Raw genomic sequence first — 18514 nt, 5'->3', positions numbered from 1 at the left:
CCGGAATTTTGACCGGGGCTTGAAGGAAAGCGTTGGCAGCAGCGGTCCGGAGTGCCGGAGTATGGACCGGCCTCTGCCCTTCGCCGACTCCGAGAGACTCGTGTGCTCATAAAACTCCTGCGGACCTACCTGGATCCGTACAGACGTCCCATCGTGCTGCTCGTGCTGCTCCAGCTCCTGCAGACCTGCGCCAGCCTCTATCTGCCCAGCCTCAACGCGGACATCATCGACAACGGTGTCGTGCGGGGGGACACGGGGTACATCCTGGAATTCGGCGGCGTGATGATCGTCGTCAGCGTCGTCCAGATCGTCTGCAACATCGGGGCGGTCTACTACGGCGCCCGCACGGCCTCCGCTCTGGGACGCGACGTACGGGCGTCGGTCTTCGGCCGGGTGCAGTCGTTCTCCGCGCGCGAGGTGGGACGGTTCGGGGCGCCTTCCCTCATCACCCGTACGACCAACGACGTGCAGCAGATCCAGATGCTCGTCCTGATGGCGTTCACGCTGATGGTCTCGGCGCCCATCATGTGCGTCGGCGGCGTCATCATGGCGCTCGGCCAGGACGTCCCGCTGTCGGCGGTGCTGCTGGCCGTGCTGCCCGTGCTCGGTGTCTCGGTGAGCCTCATCGTGCGGAGGATGCGGCCGCTGTTCCGCACGATGCAGGAGCGCCTGGACACGGTGAACCGTGTGCTGCGCGAGCAGATCACCGGCAACCGCGTCATCCGCGCCTTCATCCGTGACGGTTACGAGGAGGAGCGCTTCCGCGGCGCCAACACGGAGCTGACGGACGTCGCCGTGTCGACGGGCAAGTTGATGGCCCTGATGTTCCCGACGGTGATGACGGTGGTGAACCTGTCGTCCATCGCCGTGGTCTGGTTCGGGGCGCACCGCATCGACAGCGGCGGAATGCAGATCGGGGCGCTGACCGCGTTCCTCGCGTATCTGATGCAGATCGTCATGTCGGTGATGATGGCCACCTTCATGTTCATCATGGTGCCGCGTGCCGAGGTCTGTGCCGAGCGGATCCAGGAGGTCCTGGAGACCGAGTCGAGCGTGGTGCCGCCCACCGCTCCTGTCACGGAGCTGCCGGCCCACGGTCATCTGGAGGTACGGGGCGCGGAGTTCCGCTTCCCTGGCGCCGAGGAGCCGGTGCTGCGCTCGGTCGATCTCGTGGCGCGGCCCGGGGAGACGACCGCGATCATCGGGTCGACGGGCAGCGGGAAGTCGACGCTGCTGGGGCTCGTCCCACGGCTCTTCGACGCGACGGACGGTGAGGTCCTCGTCGACGGCACCGACGTGCGCACGCTGGATCCGGTCCTCCTGGCGAAGACCGTGAGCCTGGTACCGCAGAAGCCGTACCTGTTCTCGGGTACGGTCGCGACGAATCTGCGCTACGGCAATCCTGACGCCACCGACGAGGAGTTGTGGCACGCGCTGGAGGTGGCGCAGGCGAAGGACTTCGTGGAGGGGCTGGAGCACGGTCTCGACGCTCCGATCGCGCAGGGTGGCACCAATGTCTCCGGTGGTCAGCGGCAGCGGCTCGCGATCGCGCGGACCCTGGTGCAGAAGCCGGAGATCTATCTCTTCGACGACTCGTTCTCGGCCCTCGACTACGCGACGGACGCCGCGCTGCGCGGCGCGCTGTCCCGCGAGACGGCGGGGGCGACCGTGGTGATCGTGGCGCAGCGGGTGTCCACGATCCGTGACGCCGACCGGATCCTGGTCCTGGACGAGGGCCGGGTCGTCGGGACGGGCAGCCACCACGAGCTGATGGACGGCAACGAAACCTACCGGGAGATCGTGCTCTCCCAGCTGACGGAAGCGGAGGCCGCCTGATGGCCGGACCGGGCGGACGGATGATGGCCGGAGGGCCCACCGAGCGGTCCATGGACTTCAAGGGGTCCGGGAAGCGGCTGCTGCGAAGGTTCAGCGAGGAGAAGTCCTCGCTGTGGCTGATGCTGGGCGCCGGAACGCTGAGCGTGGCGCTGTCCGTGGCGGGTCCCAAGATCCTCGGCGGGGCCACGGACCTGATCTTCGCGGGTGTCGTCGGACGGCAGATGCGGGACGGCGCCACGAAGGAGCAGGCGGTCGAAGGTCTGCGTGCGGAGGGCGACGACGGGCTCGCCGACATGCTGACCGGGGTGGACTTCGTCCCCGGTCACGGCATCGACTTCGGCGCGGTGGGCCAGGTCCTGCTGGCGGTGCTCCTGGTGTACGTCGGCGCGGGGCTGCTGATGTGGGCGTCGACCCGGCTCTCGATCCGGGTGATCAACCGGGTCGTCTTCCGGCTGCGCGAGGACCTGCAGACGAAGTTGTCGCGGCTCCCGCTGTCCTATTTCGACCGGCAGCAGCGGGGCGAGGTGCTGAGCCGGGCGACGAACGACATCGACAACATCTCGCAGACGATGCAGCAGACGATGGGCCAGCTGATCAACTCACTGCTGACCATCGTCGGTGTGCTGATCATGATGTTCTGGATCTCCCCGCTGCTCGCCCTGGTCGCGCTGGTCACGATCCCGCTGTCGGTGGTCGTCGCGACGCGGGTCGGCAAGCGGTCGCAGCCGCACTTCGTGGCGCAGTGGAAGGTGACGGGCAAGCTCAACGCCCACATCGAGGAGATGTACACGGGTCACACGCTGGTGAAGGTCTTCGGGCGTCAGGAGGAGTCCGCACGGGACTTCGCCGAGCAGAACGACGCACTGTACGAGGCGGGCTTCAAGGCCCAGTTCAACAGCGGGATCATGCAGCCGCTGATGATGTTCGTGTCGAACCTGAACTATGTGCTGGTCGCGGTCGTCGGCGGGCTGCGGGTCGCGTCGGGCGCGCTGTCGATCGGTGACGTGCAGGCGTTCATCCAGTACTCGCGGCAGTTCTCGATGCCGCTGACGCAGGTCGCCTCGATGGCGAACCTGGTGCAGTCGGGCATCGCCTCCGCCGAGCGGGTCTTCGGCCTGCTGGACGCCGAGGAGCAGGCGCCCGACCCCGATCCGGCCGAGCGGCCGGAGAAGCTGCGCGGCAGCGTGTCGCTGGAGAACGTGTCCTTCCGGTACGACCCGGAGAAGCCGCTGATCGAGGACCTCTCGCTGAGCGTGGAGCCCGGCCACACGGTCGCGATCGTCGGCCCGACCGGTGCCGGCAAGACGACGCTGGTCAACCTGCTGATGCGGTTCTACGAGGTGACGGGCGGCCGGATCACCCTCGACGGGGTCGACGCGGCGAGGATGTCGCGCGACGAACTCCGTTCGGGGATAGGCATGGTGCTCCAGGACACCTGGCTGTTCGGCGGGACGATCGCGGAGAACATCGCTTACGGCGCTTCGCGCGAGGTGACCCGGGAGGAGATCGAGGAGGCGGCGCGGGCGGCCCATGCCGACCGTTTCGTCCGTACGCTGCCCGAGGGCTACGACACGGTGATCGACCACGACGGGGCCGGGGTCAGTGCGGGCGAGAAGCAACTGATCACGATCGCGCGGGCGTTCCTGTCCGACCCGGTGATCCTGGTGCTCGACGAGGCGACCAGCTCCGTGGACACCCGGACCGAGGTGCTGATCCAGAAGGCGATGGCGCGGCTCGCGCACGGCCGTACGAGCTTCGTGATCGCGCACCGGCTCTCCACCATCCGGGACGCGGACGTGATCCTGGTGATGGAGAACGGCTCGATCGTGGAACAGGGGACGCACGAGGTCCTGTTGGCCGCCGAGGGGGCCTACGCCCGGTTGTACGCCGCGCAGTTCGCGCAGGCGCCGGCCGAGGTCGACTGACGGGCCCGGTCCGCTCAGTCCAGGTAGCCGCGGAGCTGGTCGGCGAAGGCGTGGTCCCGCAGCTTGGTGAGGGTCTTGGCCTCGATCTGGCGGATGCGTTCGCGTGTCACGCCGAAGATCCGTCCGATCTCCTCCAGCGTGCGGGGCCGCCCGTCGTCCAGTCCGTAGCGCAGCTGGACGACCTTCCTCTCCCGTTCGCCGAGGGTGGAGAGCACCACCTCCAGGTGCCGGCGCAGCAGCAGGAAGGCCGCGGACTCCGCGGGTGAGGCGGCGTCGCCGTCCTCGATGAGGTCACCGAAGGCGACGTCGTCCTCCTCACCGACGGGCGCCTGCAGGGACACGGGTTCCTGGGCGAGGCGCCGGACCTCGACGACGCGCTCGGGCGTCAGGTCGAGCTGGGCCGCGACCTCCTCGGCGGTGGGCTCGTAGCCGCGCTCCTGGAGCATGCGGCGCTGGACGCGTACGACCCGGTTGATCAGCTCGACGACGTGCACCGGGACCCGTATGGTCCTGGCCTGATCGGCCAGAGCGCGGGACATGGCCTGGCGGATCCACCAGGTGGCGTACGTGGAGAATTTGTAGCCCCGCGCGTAGTCGAACTTCTCGACCGCCCTGATCAGTCCGAGGTTCCCCTCCTGGACGAGGTCCAGCATGGTCAGGCCCCGGCCGACGTAGCGCTTGGCCACGGAGACCACGAGGCGGAGGTTGGACTCGATGAGCCGGCGTTTCGCCATCCGCCCCATGACCACGAGCCGGTCCAGGTCGACGGCGAGCCGGGAGTCGGGGTCGGGGGTGCCGGCGAGCCGTTCCTCGGCGAAGAGACCCGCCTCGACGCGGCGGGCGAGGTCCACCTCCTCGGCGGCGCTGAGCAGCGGGATCCGCCCGATCTCCCGTAGGTACTGGCGGAAGAGGTCGGACGTCGGGCCACCCGTCTCCGGCCGGTTGCGCGCCTCCTGGGCCTCCGGGGGCTCCACCGGCTCCTCCAGCACCGGCTCCGGTGTGCTCGCCGTCTCGGGGTGACGCGTGACCCGGTTCTGTGCGGGGATCGCCGGGACATGCTCGGTCGTGGGCGGCACGGTCCGGGTCTGCACGGGGGCGACCTCCAGGTGATCGCTGCCGGATCGCGGGGATGGAGGTCCGCCGGGGCGGACCGCCGCGCTCCGATGCCTCAGGCACCGCCACCCAGTGTGGGGTACGACACATCGCTGCCACGAGGGGCGTGCGGCGACTTTCTGCGTCCGGAGCGTGACGGGGTGCCGACCCTGTGGGGAGGCGTCCTCAGAGGGCGTCGGCGCCGTGGCTCCGCAGCGACTGGGCGTACTGCTGGAGGACCCAGACCTCGTTCTGTGCGGCGGCCAGGTGTTCCGGGGCGACATTGCTGCCGAGGCGGGCGAGGCTGCCCTGGACGTCGTCGATCCTGCGGTCGACCGCGCGGAGGCGGACCTTGACCAGGTGCTGGCCGGCGTACGACTCGTCGATGGACTTGCCGTGGAACACCTCGACCGCGAGCTCGGTGACGAGCTTGCGCACCGTGTCGTCGGGGGTCGCGTCGAGCACCTGGACCAGGTACTCCCGGGTCTCGGCGACGCCCATCTCCGCGCCGCCCGCCTCCGCGATGCACTGCCGCACCGCGGCGTACGGCGGGGCGGTGAACTCGTCGACCCCGTAGGCGTCGAACGCCGGGGAGACCAGGGCCGGCTTCTGCAGGGCGAGCTTGAGCAGCTCTCGCTCGGTGCGGTGGGCGGGGCTGCGGAGGTTGAGCGCGGGGCCCGACTGGGCGGCCGGGGCCTGGAGCTGCTGGTGCTGCGCGCCGTTGCGCGAGGCCGGTGCGGGCCCTCGCTGCTCTCCGCGCCCGCGCGCCCACTGGGCGAGCTGGTTGACCCGGTGGACGACGAATTCCTGGTCGAGGATGCCGACGAAGCCGGCGAGCTGGACGGCCACCTCGCGCTGCACGCTGCTCGTCTTGATCTTGGCGACGACCGGTGCGGCCTCGTCGAGCGCGGCGGCCCGGCCGGCCGGGGTCTCCAGGTCGTAGCGGCCGACGATCTGGCGGAGCGCGAACTCGAAGAGCGGGGTGCGGGGCTCGACCAGGTCGCGGACTGCGTCGTCGCCCTTGGCGAGCCGCAGGTCGCACGGGTCCATGTTGTCGGGGGCGATCGCGATGTAGGTCTCGGCGGCGAACTTCTGGTCGTCCTCGAAGGCACGCAGGGCTGCCTTCTGGCCGGCCGCGTCGCCGTCGAAGGTGAAGATCACCCGGGCACTTCCGTTGTCCATCAGGAGGCGCCGGAGGATCTTGATGTGGTCGCTGCCGAACGCCGTCCCGCAGGTGGCGATGGCCGTGGTGATCCCTGCGAGGTGGCAGGCCATCACGTCGGTGTAGCCCTCGACGACGACGGCCCGGCTGGACTTCGCGATGTCCTTCTTGGCCAGGTCGATGCCGTACAGCACCTGGGACTTCTTGTAGATCGAGGTCTCGGGGGTGTTGAGGTACTTCGGGCCGTTGTCGTCGTCACGGAGCTTGCGGGCGCCGAAGCCGACGATCTCCCCCGAGGTGTCGCTGATCGGCCACATCAGCCTGCCGCGGAAGCGGTCGATGGGGCCCCGGCGTCCGTCCTGGGAGAGGCCGGAGCTGATGAGCTCCTTGTCGCTGAAGCCCTTGCCCCGCAGGTAGCGGGTGAGGTGGTCCCAGCCGGCCGGGCTGTAGCCGACGGCGAAGTGGGCCGCGGCGTCCTGGTCGAAGCCGCGGGAGGCGAGGAACGCGCGGCCGATCTCCGCCTCGGGGCCGTTCAGCTGCTCGCGGTAGAACTCGGCGGCGATCTTGTGCGCCTCCACCAGCCGGATGCGTTCGCCGCGCTGGTGGGAGGGGTTGTAGCCGCCCTCCTCGTAGCGCAGGGTGATGCCCGCCTTGGCGGCGAGGCGCTCGACCGTCTCGGAGAAGGTGAGGTGATCGATCTTCATCACGAAGGCGATCGTGTCGCCGCCCTCCTGGCAGCCGAAGCAGTGGAACAGGCCCTTGCCCGGGCTCACCTGGAAGGAGGGGGACTTCTCGTCGTGGAAGGGGCAGAGGCCCTTGAGGTTTCCGCCGCCGGCGTTGCGCAGCTGGAGGTATTCGGACACGACGGCGTCGATCGGGACCGCGTCCCGGACCGCCTTCACGTCGTCGTCATTGATCCTGCCTGCCACGCGTGAAGTCTACGGGTGAGGCCGGGCGTCCGGGACCGGCCGGCAGCGGGTTCCCGCCCCGGGTGCCGGCCGGTCCCGGATACCCGGGCCACCGGTCAGAGCAGGGATGCCAGGGGCACGGAGGGGTCACCCAGGGCGTCCGGGTCGACCGGCCCGGCCGCCCTGATCAGCTTCTGGATGCTCTCGGTGACGTCCCACACATTGACGTTCATCCCGGCGAGCACCCGGCGGTCCTTCAGCCAGAAGGCGATGAACTCGCGCTTGCCGGCATCGCCCCGGATGACGACCTGGTCGTACGAGCCGGGCGGAGCCCAGCCGGAGTACTCCAGGCCGAGGTCGTACTGGTCGGAAAAGAAATACGGCACGCGGTCGTACGACACGTCCTGGCCGAGCATGGCCTTCGCGGCGGCCGGTCCGCTGTTCAGGGCGTTCGCCCAGTGCTCCACGCGCAGCCGGCCGCCGAAGAGCGGATGGTCCGCGGACGCGATGTCCCCGGCGGCGTAGATGTCCGGGTCGGAGGTGCGCAGGGAGGCGTCGACGGCGACGCCGCCTCCCTGCGCACGGTCGGCCATGTCGAGCCCGGCGGCTTCGGCGAGCGAGGTGCGCGGGGCCGCGCCGATCGCGGCGAGCACGTCGTGGGCGGGGTGCTCCTCACCGTCGTCGGTACGGACGGCGAGGACCAGGCCGTCCTGTCCGGTGATCTCGGTCAGGCGGGCCCCGAAGTGGAAACGGACACCGTGCGCCGCGTGCAGGTCGGTGAAGATCTGGCCGACCTCGGGGCCGACGACGTGGTGCAGCGGGGTCGCCGAGGGGGCGACGACGGTGACCTCGGCGCCGTACTCGCGGGCCGCCGCGGCGATCTCCAGGCCGATCCAGCCGGCTCCGGCGATCACCAGGTGGCCGTTGTCCCGGCCGAGGGCGGCGAGGACGTTGCGCAGCCGGTCGGAGTGGGCGAGGCGCCGCAGGTGGTGGACGCCGACCAGCTCGGTGCCCGGGACGTCGAGGCGTCGGGGCTCCGCGCCGGTGGCGAGCAGCAGCTTGTCGTAGTGGACGACCGTGTTGTCGCCGAGCTGCACGGACCGGCCGGCCCGGTCGATGGAGGTGACCACCTGGCCGAGGTGGAGCTCGATGTCGGCGCCCGCGTACCAGGCGGTCTCGTGGACGAACACCGAGTCCCGTTCGTCCTTGCCCAGCAGGTACCCCTTGGACAGGGGCGGCCGCTCGTACGGATGGTCGCGCTCGTCGCCGATGAGGATCACCCGGCCGCTGAAGCCCTCCGCCCGGAGTGTCTCGGCCGCCTTCGCTCCGGCGAGCCCTCCGCCGATGATGACGAACGTCCGATGTGCGTCGACCACTTGGTGCCTCCTCAAGACTTGGCTGCGCGGCGCCGCCACCTGCGAGCGTCCCGCACGCAGCGTGATGACGAAAGAGGGTGTGCCCCGACCGGGTCACGGCCGTCGGCATGTGGCCCGGTCAAGGTCCAGTCTGCCCAATGCCCGTGAGTGTTCCGTGAAGGGACCGCGCGGAGGCGTCCGTCAATGCGGCGATCTGGTCGACGAGAACCCGCTTGCGGGCCCTGTCGTCGGGCGCCGTGGTGTACAGGGAGCGGAACTGGGGCTCCAGCCCTTCGGGCGCGCGGGCGGTGAGGACGGCGGCGAGCTCGGCGATGACGATCCGCTGCCCGGCGCGGATGACCTCCTGCTCGGCACGCTGCATGACGTAACGGTCAGCGACGGCCTTGAGGACGGCGCACTCGTTGCGTGCCTCGCGGGGGACGATGAGCTCGGCGCCGTACCTGCCGAGCCGTCCCGGGCCGTACGCGGCGTGTGTCGCGGTCTCGGCGGCCAGGCAGAACCTCCCGATGAGCTGGCTCGTCGCGTCCTTCAGCCGGGCCTGGGCGACCGCCGTGCCGTCGTAACCGTGCGGCCACCATTCCTGGGCGGTGAGCCGGTCGAGGGCGTCGGCGAGCTCCTGGGGGTCGGTGCCGGCGGGGACGTACCTGCCGATGGCGACGTCCCAGATCTCCGCGCGCTCCGGTTCGGAGAAGAGGCAGCCGGGATCGATGTGTCCGGCGTGCAGCCCGTCCTCGAAGTCGTGCACCGAGTAGGCGACGTCGTCGGACCAGTCCATGACCTGGGCCTCGAAGCATCTGCCGTCCTGCGGCGCGCCCTTGCGGACCCAGGCGAAGACCGGCAGGTCGTCCTCGTACACCCCGAATTTGGGTGAGCCGGGGTCGGTGGGGTGTCCGCCCCGGGGCCACGGGTACTTGGTGGCGGCGTCCAGGGCGGCCCGGGTCAGGTTGAGCCCGACGCTGACGAGCTCACCGCTGCGGGGGTCGCGGACGAAGCGCTTGGGTTCGAGGCGGGTCAGCAGGCGCAGCGACTGTGCGTTGCCCTCGAAGCCTCCGCAGTCCGAGGCGAAGTCGTCGAGCGCCTGTTCGCCGTTGTGGCCGAAGGGCGGGTGCCCCATGTCGTGGGAGAGGCAGGCCGCCTCCACGAGGTCGGGGTCGCAGCCGAGTGCGGCGCCGAGCTCCCGACCGACCTGGGCGCACTCCAGGGAGTGGGTGAGGCGGGTGCGGGGGCTGGCGTCCCAGACCCGGCCCCGGGTGCCGGGCGTGACGACCTGGGTCTTGCCGGCGAGCCTGCGCAGGGCGGCGGAGTGCAGCACACGCGCACGGTCACGCTGGAAGGCGGTGCGGCCGGGCCGTTTGTCGGGCTCGGTGTCCCAGCGCTCGGTGTCAGCGGTGCCGTAGGGCGTGTCCCTGGGGTCGTGCGTACCGTCCATGTCACCGACAGTAGACCGCCCGGCGCACGGGGTGCGTCAGGCGGATGCCAGGAGGGGCGGGTGCGCCAGGGCGCCGAAGCCGGGCGCGCCACCGGTCAGGGCCTGGTCGTAGCGGTGCAGCAGGAGGCGTGCCATCGCCGGGTGCGCGCCGAGCGGTGCGGCGGCGATGCCCGGCGCGGCGGCGGCCGAGACGGTCGCGAAGCGGCCGGGGGCCGTGAAGTACGAGGCGAGTGCCACACGGTGGCGGCCACGGGCGGCGAGCGCGCGCAGGGCGGCCGGGATGTCGGGCGTGGCCGCCGAGGCGTAGGCGGGGACGACGGGCACACCGCCGAGGCGGTCGCTGAGCAGGGCGGCGGTGCGGCGCGCGTCGACGTCCGAGTCGGGGTCGCGTGAGCCCGCTGCGGCGAGTACGACGGCGGTGGCGCGGCTCGAACCGTCCTGGTCCTGCCAGCCGGCCTCGACGAGACGCTCGTACAGGGCCTCGACGAGCAGCGGGTGCGGTCCGAGCGGGGCCGCCACCCTGGTCCGGAGGTGTTCGGCGGCCGCGGCGGCGAGGGGCAGGTCGTGCCGGACGTGGTGGCCGCGGCCGAGCAGCAGCGGCACGAGCACGGCGTCGCCCTGCCCGATGCCGTCCAGGGTGTCCGGCAGCAGGGGCTCGTTCAGCTCGATGTGGCCGAGCCGGACATCGAGGGCGGGCCGCAGCTCACGCACCCGGTCGAGGAGGTCCAGGACGGTGTGCAGGGCCTGCGGGTCCCGGCTGCCGTGCGCGACGGCGACCAGAGTGGGGGCGGATCTCCGGATGAGGTGCATGGGCCTGCGGGTCATGGACCGATGGTGCCCGGCGCACGTTGCCGGGCCGTTTCGCACCGGTGACGGGTGTTTGCCGTCGTCTCACGGCGGCGGGGCCGACGGTGTCAGCCGGTCCGCACCGGGCCGGAGAACCTTTCGGGTGCGTCGTTCGTCCCCTTCTCCGAGGGATCGGGTACGAGCACGGGGGGCGTCGGATGCGGCTGAGGACACCGGAGGGGCTCCGCCGTGCGGGGCGCGTGGTCCTGGAAGGGCTCGCCGCCGTGCGGCTGCCGCGGACCAGGCGGGGACAGCGGCGGCTGGCGCAGGCGCTGATGGTCGCCTGCGCGGTGGCGGTGACGCCTGCGGCCTGGCTGCACACCACGGCCGACGCCCGGGTGCGGACCACGGCCGACGCCCCGGCGCAGCAGGTCGCGGTGGTGTTCGGGGCGGGGCTGCGGGAGGGCCGGCCGTCGCCGTATCTCGCGCACCGGCTGGACGCGGCGGCCGAGCTGTACCGGGCCGGCAAGGTCCGGGTCGTGCTGGTCACCGGGGACAACAGCCGTGTGGAGTACGACGAGCCGGATGCCATGCGCACGTATCTCGCGGCGCGCGGGGTGCCGGACCGGCGGATCGTCAGCGACCACGCGGGCTTCGACACCTGGGACTCCTGTGTGCGGGCCAAGAGGATATTCGGGGTCGACCGGGCCGTCCTGGTGAGCCAGGGCTTCCACATACGCCGGGCGATCGCCCTGTGCCGCTCCGCCGGGATCGACGCGTACGGGGTGGGGGCAGACGACGTACACGACGTCACCTGGTACTACGGCGGGACGCGGGAGGTGTTCGCGGCGGGCAAGGCCCTCCTGGACGTGGTGTTCGAGCCGGACCCGCACTTCCTGGGGCCGCGGGAGCCCGGGGTGGCGGAGGCGCTCGCGGGTGACCTCACGGCGGCGGCCGGGGCGGGCTGAGGTACGCGTACCTGGGGCGTAACCGGAGGCACCGGTCCTCGTAATACCGGCCTCGCACGCTGGGGGCATGGCCCGCACCGAGACGTCCACCCACTGCCCGTACTGCGCGCTCCAGTGCGGGATGAAGCTCCGCCCCGTCAACGACGGCGGGGTGGTCGAGGTCGTGGAGCGTACCGACTTCCCGGTCAACCGGGGAGCCCTGTGCGGCAAGGGACGCACCGCGCCCGCCGTGCTCGCCGCCGGAGTCCGGCTGACGGGGCCCCTCGTGCGCGACGCGGGCGGTGAGCTGGCACCGGCGAGCTGGGACGAGGCGCTGGTGCGGATCGCCGACGGGCTGCGCGGGACGCGGGCGGAGCACGGCCCGGACGCCGTGGGGGTGTTCGGCGGCGGCGGGCTCACCAACGAGAAGGCGTACGCCCTCGGGAAGTTCGCCCGGGTGGTGCTCGGTACCTCGCAGATCGACTACAACGGCCGCTTCTGCATGTCGTCGGCGGCCGCCGCGCACCAGCGGGCGTTCGGCCTCGACCGGGGGCTGCCGTTCCCGCTGGAGGACATCCCCCGCACCGGGTGCGTGATCCTGGTCGGGTCGAATCTCGCGGAGACGATGCCGCCCGCGCTGCGCTATCTGACCGAGCTGAGGGAGAACGGCGGCCGGCTGATCGTCATCGATCCGCGTCGGACGGGGACGGCCGAGCAGGCTGATCTCCATCTGGCGCCCCGGCCTGGCACCGATCTGGCCCTCGCGCTCGGCATGCTGCACCTGGTGGTGGCGGACGGGCGGGTGGACGAGGAGTTCGTACGCACGCGTACGAGCGGCTGGGACGAGGCCAGGGCGGGAGCGATGGTGCACTGGCCGGAGCTGGTGGAGCGCCTCACCGGGGTGCCGGTGCCTCAGTTGCGGGAGGCCGTGGAGATGTTCTGCGGGGCGGGGAGCGGGATGGTGCTCACCGCACGCGGGCCCGAGCAGCAGGCCAAGGGCACGGACACGGTGGGGGCGTGGATCAACTTCTGCCTGGCCACCGGCCGGGCGGGCCGCCCGCTGTCCGGCTACGGCTGTCTGACCGGTCAGGGCAACGGCCAGGGTGGTCGGGAGCACGGTCAGAAGGCCGACCAGCTGCCCGGCTACCGCAAGCTCACGGACCCGGCGGCCCGTCGCCATGTGGCCGGGGTCTGGGGCGTGGACCCCGACTCGCTGCCGGGGCCCGGTCGCAGTGCGTACGAGCTGCTGGACGCGCTGGGGCGCGATGTGCGGTCGCTGCTGGTCATGGGATCGAATCCGGTGGTCTCGGCGCCGAACGCGGGGCACGTCGAGGAGCGGCTGCGGTCGCTGGACTTCCTGGCGGTCGCGGATGTGGTGCTGTCGGAGACGGCGGCGCTGGCCGATGTGGTGCTGCCGGTGACCCAGTGGGCGGAGGAGAGCGGGACGACGACCAGCCTGGAGGGCCGGGTGCTGCTGCGGCAGCGTGCGGTCACCCCGCCGGAGGGGGTGCGCAGCGACCTGGAGGTGCTGAACGGGCTGGCCGGCCTCCTGGGGCACGGGAAGGGCTTCCCGGCCGATCCGGAGGAGGTCTTCGACGAGCTGAGGCGTGCGTCGGCGGGAGGCCCTGCCGACTACGCGGGCATCACGTACGCCCGGATCGCGGCGGAGGACGGGGTGTTCTGGCCCTGTCCGGACGAGGAGCACGCGGGGACGCCGCGCCTGTTCCTGGAGCGGTTCGCGACGGACGACGGGCGGGCCCGGTTCGTCCCGGTGACGCACCGGCCCGCCGCGGAGGAGACGGACGCGGAGTATCCGGTGGTGCTGACCACCGGGCGGGTCGTCTCCCAGTACCAGTCGGGGGCGCAGACCCGCCGGGTGGCCGAGCTGAACGCGGCAGCGCCCGGACCGTTCGTGGAGCTGCACCCGCGGCTCGCCGAGCGGATCGGGGTGGCGGAGGGCGAGAGCGTCGCGGTGACCTCACGGCGGGGCCGGGCGGTGGCACCGGCCCGGATCACCGTGGCGATCCGGCAGGACACCGTCTTCATGCCGTTCCACTGGCCGGGCGAGGGCCGGGCCAACTCCCTGACGAACCCGGCGCTCGACCCGGTGTCCCGCATGCCGGAGTTCAAGGTGTGCGCCGTGCGGGTGGAGGCCGCCGGCTGAGCCTGCGGCCTCCACCCGCACGGGTGTCCCTCACAGCGAGGCCACGGGCGCCGTCTCGGCGGACACCCAGGCGAGGTAGCGGTCGGAGCCGCGCACGACGGGCACGGCGATGATCTCCGGTGTCTCGTAGTCGTGGGCCTCGGTGAGGTGGGCCTCCAGTTCGTCGTACCGTTCCGCCGTCGTCTTGAACAGCACCTGCCACTCCTCGCCGGTCTCGACGGCGTCCTGCCACCGGTAGACGGAGGTGACGGGCGCCGAGATCTGGGCGCACGCGGCGAGCCGCGCGTCCACCGCGCCCCGGGCCAGGGTGTGGGCCTTCTCCTCGCTGTCCGTGGTGGTCAGTACGGTCAGCCATGCGGGCTCGGTCATCCCGGGTTCTCCTCGTCCTCGGCGTTCGTCACGACCCGTCGATTGTCGGTCCTCCGGAGGCTCCGGGCCGGGTCAGCCGCCGTACGGGTGCCGGGTCCTGGCCTCGCGCAGGGCGCGGCCCCACCAGACCAGCTGGTCGAGCATCCGCTTGGACGCCCCGTCGGCCTCGACCGGGTCCGCGAGCACGCCCCGGTCGTCGAAGAGGGCGCCCGCGTTGGGGAAGGAGACGGTGTCGCGTACGGAGACGGCGTGGAGTTCGGCGAAGACCTGGCGCAGGTGCTCGACGGCCCGCAGGCCGCCGGAGATCCCGCCGTACGACACGAACGCGACGGGCTTGGCCTGCCATTCGGTGAAGTGCCGGTCGATGAGGCTCTTCAGCGGGGCCGGGTAGGAGTGGTTGTACTCGGGGGTGAGTACGACGAAGGCGTCGGCGCCCGCCAGCCGGCGGGTCGCCTCAGGGGCTCCGGGGGCGGGCGGTTCGGTGTCGGCGACATCGACCAGCTCGGCCTCGATGTCCGGGTGGCCGGCCGCCCGTCCGAGGAACCACTCGGCGACGACGGGCCCGAAGCGGCCCACGCGATTGCTGCCGAGGATCACGGCGACCTTCAGCGGGACGTCGGCGGACGGGGTGGGAGCAGGTGTGTTGGGGTCCATGCACCGAGCCTCACTCCTCAACCACGCTTGAGGTCAAGCGTCGCCGCCCCGCATCTACGCTGGCGGCCATGACGACTCCCACGCCGGACCTCCACGTCGAGTTCGACGGCCACCCCGCGACCGCGGACGACCTGCGGATCCCCGCCTTCGCCGGTTACGGCCATTTCACCGCGATGCAGGTCAGGGACCGAACGGTGCGCGGACTCGCCCTGCATCTGGACCGGCTGGACTCCGCGAACCAGGAGCTGTTCGGGCTGCCTCTGGACGGGGAGCGGGTGCGCGAGCTGATCGGGCACGCACTCGACGGGGCCGGGGCGCGGGACGCGTCGGTCCGGGTGCACGGCTTCCTGCCGCCGGAAAGCCGGGAGACGGTACCGATGGTGACGGTGCGGGGGCCGGCCCGGATGGACGGTGCGCCGAAGAGCCTGATGTCGGTCCCCTTCGCACGCTCCGTGCCGCACATCAAGCGCGCCGGGGAGTTCACCCAGGCCTACTACGGGCAGCAGGCCCGGCGGGCCGGCTTCGACGAGGCGCTGCTGACCTCCCCCGGCGGCATGGTGACCGAGGGGGCGATCACCAACATCGGCTTCTGGGACGGCACTTCGGTGGTCTGGCCGGACGCTCCGGCGCTGACCGGCATCACCATGGCACTGCTGGAGAGCGGACTCGCACGGACGGAGCGTCCCTCGGTGCGGCGCGGAGTGACCCTGGACGGAGTGGGTGCGTACCGGTCGGCGTTCGTCACCAACTCGCAGGGGCTCGCTCCGGTCCACCGGATCGACGACACGACCTTCGCCGTCGACGAGGACCTGATGAAGCTGCTCGGACAGGTGTACGAGAACGCCCCTCGCGAGACCGTCTGACCCCGTCGGCGTGCGGGACCATGGGGCCATGCAGATCCATATCGAAGCCTCAGAACTCCCGGGCCGCACCTGCGGCCCTGACACCGACTTCGCCGGTTTCGACAACATCCACGTCGGCGTGCAGCGCAAGGACCGGCCCGGCGAGCTGCTCGGCCTGCATCCCGGCGACGCGGCGTACGCCTCCTGGGACCTGGACTGCACCGCCGCCTCCACCGCGGAGGGCGTCGAGGTCTCGGGGCCGTACGTCCAGAACCGGCTCGGGGGGCGATTCGTCTACCTGTCCTGGGGCACCGTGGACGGATCCGGCACCTTCACCATGTTCCGCCGGGCCAAACTGATGATGAGCGACATCGCCCCGGAGGTCCTGGAGGCCGCCTCGCGGACGGGTCACCTCACCGCGCGGCTGGGCCTGAGCGACGACAGGGGTCAGCCGCGTTGCGCCCGCGTGCGCCCGCCGGACGTCACCTGGTCCGCCACGGGCGGGACCTGAGCGGAGGGCGAGCAGACATGACACCGCCCTCAGCGGTCCCGGGGGGGTGGACCGTGAGGGCGGTTGCCGGGGGGTCGGCGGGGGACTGCCGTCCCGTGGGGGGTACAGACCGTGTGCCCGGCCGATACAGACCCAATCATGTGATGTGCGTCACATCCCCGAGGAGTGGCGGTCACCCGATCGGCACCGCACGGGCCCTTCGATCTCCACCACTGCCGCGACCTGCGCCGGGCCGGACGCACGGGTGCGCCGCGTGGGTCCGTCCGGGTGAAAGCTGACCGGGCGTCAGCATGCGGCACAGGGGTGTGACCCGTTACCTCGGAGGCAGGACACATCCGTCTGCCCGGAGGATTCCCATGCGCAGCCCTGCCCGTCTCGTGACCGGTACCGCCGCCGCGGCCCTCACCGCCGCCGCGCTCGGCCTCGTCACCCCGTCCGCCTCCGCGTCCGTACCGGCGTCCCCGCCCTCGTCCGCGTCGGCCGGGGCGGCGGACTGCGGCCCCGAAGGCGCGGCCGGCGCCGGTCCGACGGTCCCCTGCGACGACGCCGAGGCGATGGCGGAGGAGGGCCCGGGGGCGGCCGAGGGCTGGGAGCAGCCGGTCGACGACCTGGACCCGCTGGACTCACCCGACGCGGCCGACGGCCTGGAGCCGGTCGAGGAGCCCGCAGCGGCCTCGGGGTCCTCCTGGCCGGACGCGGAGGACCCCGGAGCCGGGACCGGGACCGGGGACGAGGCCGGTACGGGCACGGGGACAGCCCCGGGCACGAAGCCGGGCACCCACCCGGAGCCTCCTCCCGGGACCGACCCCGGCTCCGCGAAGCCGCCCGTGCCCCCGGGGCACCGGCCCACCACCGCGCCCACCTCCACGCCCAGCCCCGGTCGGCCCTCCGGACACGTCGGGACGGGGGTCGGCGGCAGCTCCGCGCCGGACACCGCCCAGCTCGCTGCGGGGGCGGGCCTCGTAGGGGCGGCGGCGGTCGCCGGCCTCCTGCTCCTGCGCCGCCGCCGGGCGGACGGCCCCCATCGCTGAGGACCGGCCTGCGGAGGACGGAACGTGGACAGGACGGCACTCGCGGCACGGGCATGGCTGGCGGGTATCACCGCGCTGTGCGGCATATGGCTGGTCCACAACGGCGCGGCCCCCAGGACCGCCGCCCCGCAGCCCTCAGCCGCCGAGGCCTTCGCCGCGGGCTCCGGACCACGGCCCGGTACACGGGTCGCCGCACCGTCGCGTCCCTCCGAGCCGGTCAGGATCCGCATTCCGGGCATCGGCGTCGACGCGCCCATGACCGGTCTCGGCCTGGGCACGGACGGCAGCCTCGACGCACCGCCCGCCGAGGACCGCAACCTCGCGGGCTGGTTCGAGGACGGCACACCGCCCGGCACCGCGGGCACCGCGATAGTCGCCGGTCATGTCGACAACGCGGAGGGACCGGCCGTCTTCTACGCCCTCGGGTCCCTGAAGAAGGGGGCCGGGGTCGAGATCGACCGCGAGGACGGCAGTACCGCGGTCTTCTCGGTCGACGCGGTCGAGGTGTACGAGAAGGACGAGTTCCCGGACCAGCGGGTCTACGGCGCCACCGCGCGGGCCTCGCTCCGGCTGATCACCTGCGGCGGGGGTTTCACCCGCGAGACGGGCTACCTGGGCAACGTGGTGGCGTACGCCCACCTCACCGACGTGCGGTGATCAGGACGTCCACTGGTCGAAGCCGAGCTTGGCGACCAGGGAGAACACCACGACCAGCAGGACCCCTCGGACGAAGTCGCTGCCCTTCCGGAGAGCCATCCGCGCCCCGAGCATCCCGCCCGCCAGATTGAACACGGCCATCAGCGCGGCCAGCTGCCACAGGACGGTGCCCTGGTAGGCGAACATCGCCAGCGCACCGGCGTTGGTGCAGACGTTCACGATCTTGGCGGTGGCGGACGCGGTGACCAGGTCGAGGTGGAGGACGGCGGTCAGCGCCAGCACCAGGAACGTGCCCGTGCCGGGCCCGAACAGTCCGTCGTAGAAGCCGATACCGCCGCCGACCAGCACGATCGCGGTGACCGCACGCGCTCGCGTGACCTTCTTCCGGTCCGCGCCGTCGCCCGCCGCCGCCGTGCCGAAGGAAGGACGCAGCAGCACGAAGGCCGCGACGGCGAGCAGCACCACCATGATCACCGGGCGCAGTACGTCGCTGCTGATGCCCGCCGCGAAGAAGGCTCCGGTCATCGACCCCACGAGCGCCATGAGCCCGATGCGTACGGCGGTCCCCACCTGGACGGGCGCCTTGCGTACGTAGGTGACGGCGGCGCCCGAGGTGCCGGCGATGGCGACGGCCTTGTTGGTGCCGAGGACGTAGGCGGCCGGGACGTGCGGGAGGCCCAGCAGCAGGGCGGGGAGGAGGAGCAGCCCGCCGCCGCCCACCACCGCGTCGATCCAGCCGGCCGCCAGTGCGGCCAGACAGAGGACGGCCAGGGTGGTGAGCGTTATCTCGGGCATGACCATGACCCTAAGCAGTGCCGGGTGCAC

16 protein-coding genes are annotated in these 18514 nt (G+C 71.9%); 8 read left to right on the top strand and 8 right to left on the bottom strand.

Features of this window, described 5'->3' with window-relative positions; translation table 11 throughout:
* Positions 1–102: 102 nt before the first annotated feature.
* Positions 103–1836: an ABC transporter ATP-binding protein gene (locus ABT001_RS15650; protein ID WP_351277130.1), complete on the top strand. Its 1734-nt coding sequence runs from the start codon at positions 103–105 to the stop codon at positions 1834–1836.
* Positions 1836–3761, top strand: a complete 1926-nt coding sequence (locus ABT001_RS15645; RefSeq protein ID WP_351277128.1) for an ABC transporter ATP-binding protein — start codon at positions 1836–1838, stop codon at positions 3759–3761. Before ABT001_RS15650 ends, ABT001_RS15645 begins: the two co-directional genes overlap by 1 nt.
* Before the next feature lie 14 nt (positions 3762–3775).
* Here the strand turns inward: ABT001_RS15645 and ABT001_RS15640 are convergent, their stop codons facing one another.
* The 5 genes from ABT001_RS15640 to ABT001_RS15620 form a co-directional block, all read right to left on the bottom strand.
* Positions 3776–4852: an RNA polymerase sigma factor gene (locus ABT001_RS15640; RefSeq protein WP_351277125.1), complete on the bottom strand. Its 1077-nt coding sequence runs from the start codon at positions 4850–4852 to the stop codon at positions 3776–3778.
* 187 nt (positions 4853–5039) lie between these two features.
* Positions 5040–6944, bottom strand: a complete 1905-nt coding sequence (gene dnaG, locus ABT001_RS15635; RefSeq protein ID WP_351277122.1) for a DNA primase — start codon at positions 6942–6944, stop codon at positions 5040–5042.
* Positions 6945–7039: 95 nt separating this feature from the next.
* Positions 7040–8299 (bottom strand): NAD(P)/FAD-dependent oxidoreductase, encoded by a 1260-nt coding sequence (locus ABT001_RS15630; RefSeq protein WP_351277119.1) that lies wholly within the window; start codon positions 8297–8299, stop codon positions 7040–7042.
* A gap of 118 nt (positions 8300–8417) precedes the next feature.
* Positions 8418–9728: a deoxyguanosinetriphosphate triphosphohydrolase gene (locus ABT001_RS15625; RefSeq protein WP_351277116.1), complete on the bottom strand. Its 1311-nt coding sequence runs from the start codon at positions 9726–9728 to the stop codon at positions 8418–8420.
* Between the two features lie 36 nt (positions 9729–9764).
* Positions 9765–10553 carry a sirohydrochlorin chelatase gene (locus ABT001_RS15620; RefSeq protein WP_351277114.1) on the bottom strand — a complete coding sequence of 263 codons (789 nt, stop codon included), beginning with the start codon at positions 10551–10553 and terminating at the stop codon, positions 9765–9767.
* A gap of 179 nt (positions 10554–10732) precedes the next feature.
* Between ABT001_RS15620 and ABT001_RS15615 the strand changes: the two genes are divergently transcribed.
* Positions 10733–11482, top strand: coding sequence for a SanA/YdcF family protein (locus tag ABT001_RS15615; RefSeq protein ID WP_351277112.1), 750 nt, complete (start codon positions 10733–10735; stop codon positions 11480–11482).
* 67 nt (positions 11483–11549) lie between these two features.
* Complete coding sequence (locus ABT001_RS15610) at positions 11550–13625, top strand: molybdopterin oxidoreductase family protein (RefSeq protein WP_351277109.1); 2076 nt, start codon at positions 11550–11552, stop codon at positions 13623–13625.
* Positions 13626–13655: 30 nt separating this feature from the next.
* Here ABT001_RS15610 and cutA read toward each other — a convergent pair whose 3' ends face one another.
* Positions 13656–13994, bottom strand: a complete 339-nt coding sequence (gene cutA, locus ABT001_RS15605) for a divalent-cation tolerance protein CutA (protein ID WP_351277107.1) — start codon at positions 13992–13994, stop codon at positions 13656–13658.
* A 72-nt stretch (positions 13995–14066) separates the two neighbouring features.
* Positions 14067–14648, bottom strand: a complete 582-nt coding sequence (locus ABT001_RS15600) for an NADPH-dependent FMN reductase (protein ID WP_351277105.1) — start codon at positions 14646–14648, stop codon at positions 14067–14069.
* A gap of 68 nt (positions 14649–14716) precedes the next feature.
* Here ABT001_RS15600 and ABT001_RS15595 point away from each other — a divergent pair, with 68 nt between their 5' ends.
* From ABT001_RS15595 to ABT001_RS15580, 4 genes are all read left to right on the top strand, one after another.
* Complete coding sequence (locus ABT001_RS15595) at positions 14717–15511, top strand: aminotransferase class IV (RefSeq protein WP_351277103.1); 795 nt, start codon at positions 14717–14719, stop codon at positions 15509–15511.
* Between the two features lie 28 nt (positions 15512–15539).
* Positions 15540–16001, top strand: coding sequence for a DUF5990 family protein (locus ABT001_RS15590; RefSeq protein ID WP_351277100.1), 462 nt, complete (start codon positions 15540–15542; stop codon positions 15999–16001).
* Positions 16002–16357: 356 nt separating this feature from the next.
* Positions 16358–17032: a GVDTG sorting domain-containing protein gene (locus ABT001_RS15585; RefSeq protein WP_351277098.1), complete on the top strand. Its 675-nt coding sequence runs from the start codon at positions 16358–16360 to the stop codon at positions 17030–17032.
* Between the two features lie 24 nt (positions 17033–17056).
* Complete coding sequence (locus ABT001_RS15580) at positions 17057–17689, top strand: class F sortase (RefSeq protein WP_351277096.1); 633 nt, start codon at positions 17057–17059, stop codon at positions 17687–17689.
* Here the strand turns inward: ABT001_RS15580 and ABT001_RS15575 are convergent, their stop codons facing one another.
* Complete coding sequence (locus ABT001_RS15575; RefSeq protein ID WP_351277094.1) at positions 17690–18484, bottom strand: sulfite exporter TauE/SafE family protein; 795 nt, start codon at positions 18482–18484, stop codon at positions 17690–17692. It lies immediately after the preceding gene.
* Between the last annotated feature and the right edge of the window lie 30 nt (positions 18485–18514).

Origin of the sequence: Streptomyces sp. NPDC002793, assembly GCF_040295485.1 — a bacterium.
Classification (GTDB): Bacteria; Actinomycetota; Actinomycetes; order Streptomycetales; family Streptomycetaceae; genus Streptomyces.
This window is presented reverse-complemented; position numbering and strand designations above follow the sequence as displayed.

Coding starts and splice junctions, on each gene's coding strand:
- ABT001_RS15615 (WP_351277112.1), top strand. CDS start 10,733: ATGCGGCTGAGGACACCGGAGGGGCTCCGCCGTGCGGGGCGCGTGGTC.
- ABT001_RS15595 (WP_351277103.1), top strand. CDS start 14,717: ATGACGACTCCCACGCCGGACCTCCACGTCGAGTTCGACGGCCACCCC.
- ABT001_RS15600 (WP_351277105.1), bottom strand. CDS start 14,648: ATGGACCCCAACACACCTGCTCCCACCCCGTCCGCCGACGTCCCGCTG.
- ABT001_RS15610 (WP_351277109.1), top strand. CDS start 11,550: ATGGCCCGCACCGAGACGTCCACCCACTGCCCGTACTGCGCGCTCCAG.
- ABT001_RS15585 (WP_351277098.1), top strand. CDS start 16,358: ATGCGCAGCCCTGCCCGTCTCGTGACCGGTACCGCCGCCGCGGCCCTC.
- ABT001_RS15575 (WP_351277094.1), bottom strand. CDS start 18,484: ATGCCCGAGATAACGCTCACCACCCTGGCCGTCCTCTGTCTGGCCGCA.
- ABT001_RS15590 (WP_351277100.1), top strand. CDS start 15,540: ATGCAGATCCATATCGAAGCCTCAGAACTCCCGGGCCGCACCTGCGGC.
- ABT001_RS15645 (WP_351277128.1), top strand. CDS start 1,836: ATGGCCGGACCGGGCGGACGGATGATGGCCGGAGGGCCCACCGAGCGG.
- ABT001_RS15620 (WP_351277114.1), bottom strand. CDS start 10,553: ATGACCCGCAGGCCCATGCACCTCATCCGGAGATCCGCCCCCACTCTG.
- ABT001_RS15625 (WP_351277116.1), bottom strand. CDS start 9,728: ATGGACGGTACGCACGACCCCAGGGACACGCCCTACGGCACCGCTGAC.
- cutA (WP_351277107.1), bottom strand. CDS start 13,994: ATGACCGAGCCCGCATGGCTGACCGTACTGACCACCACGGACAGCGAG.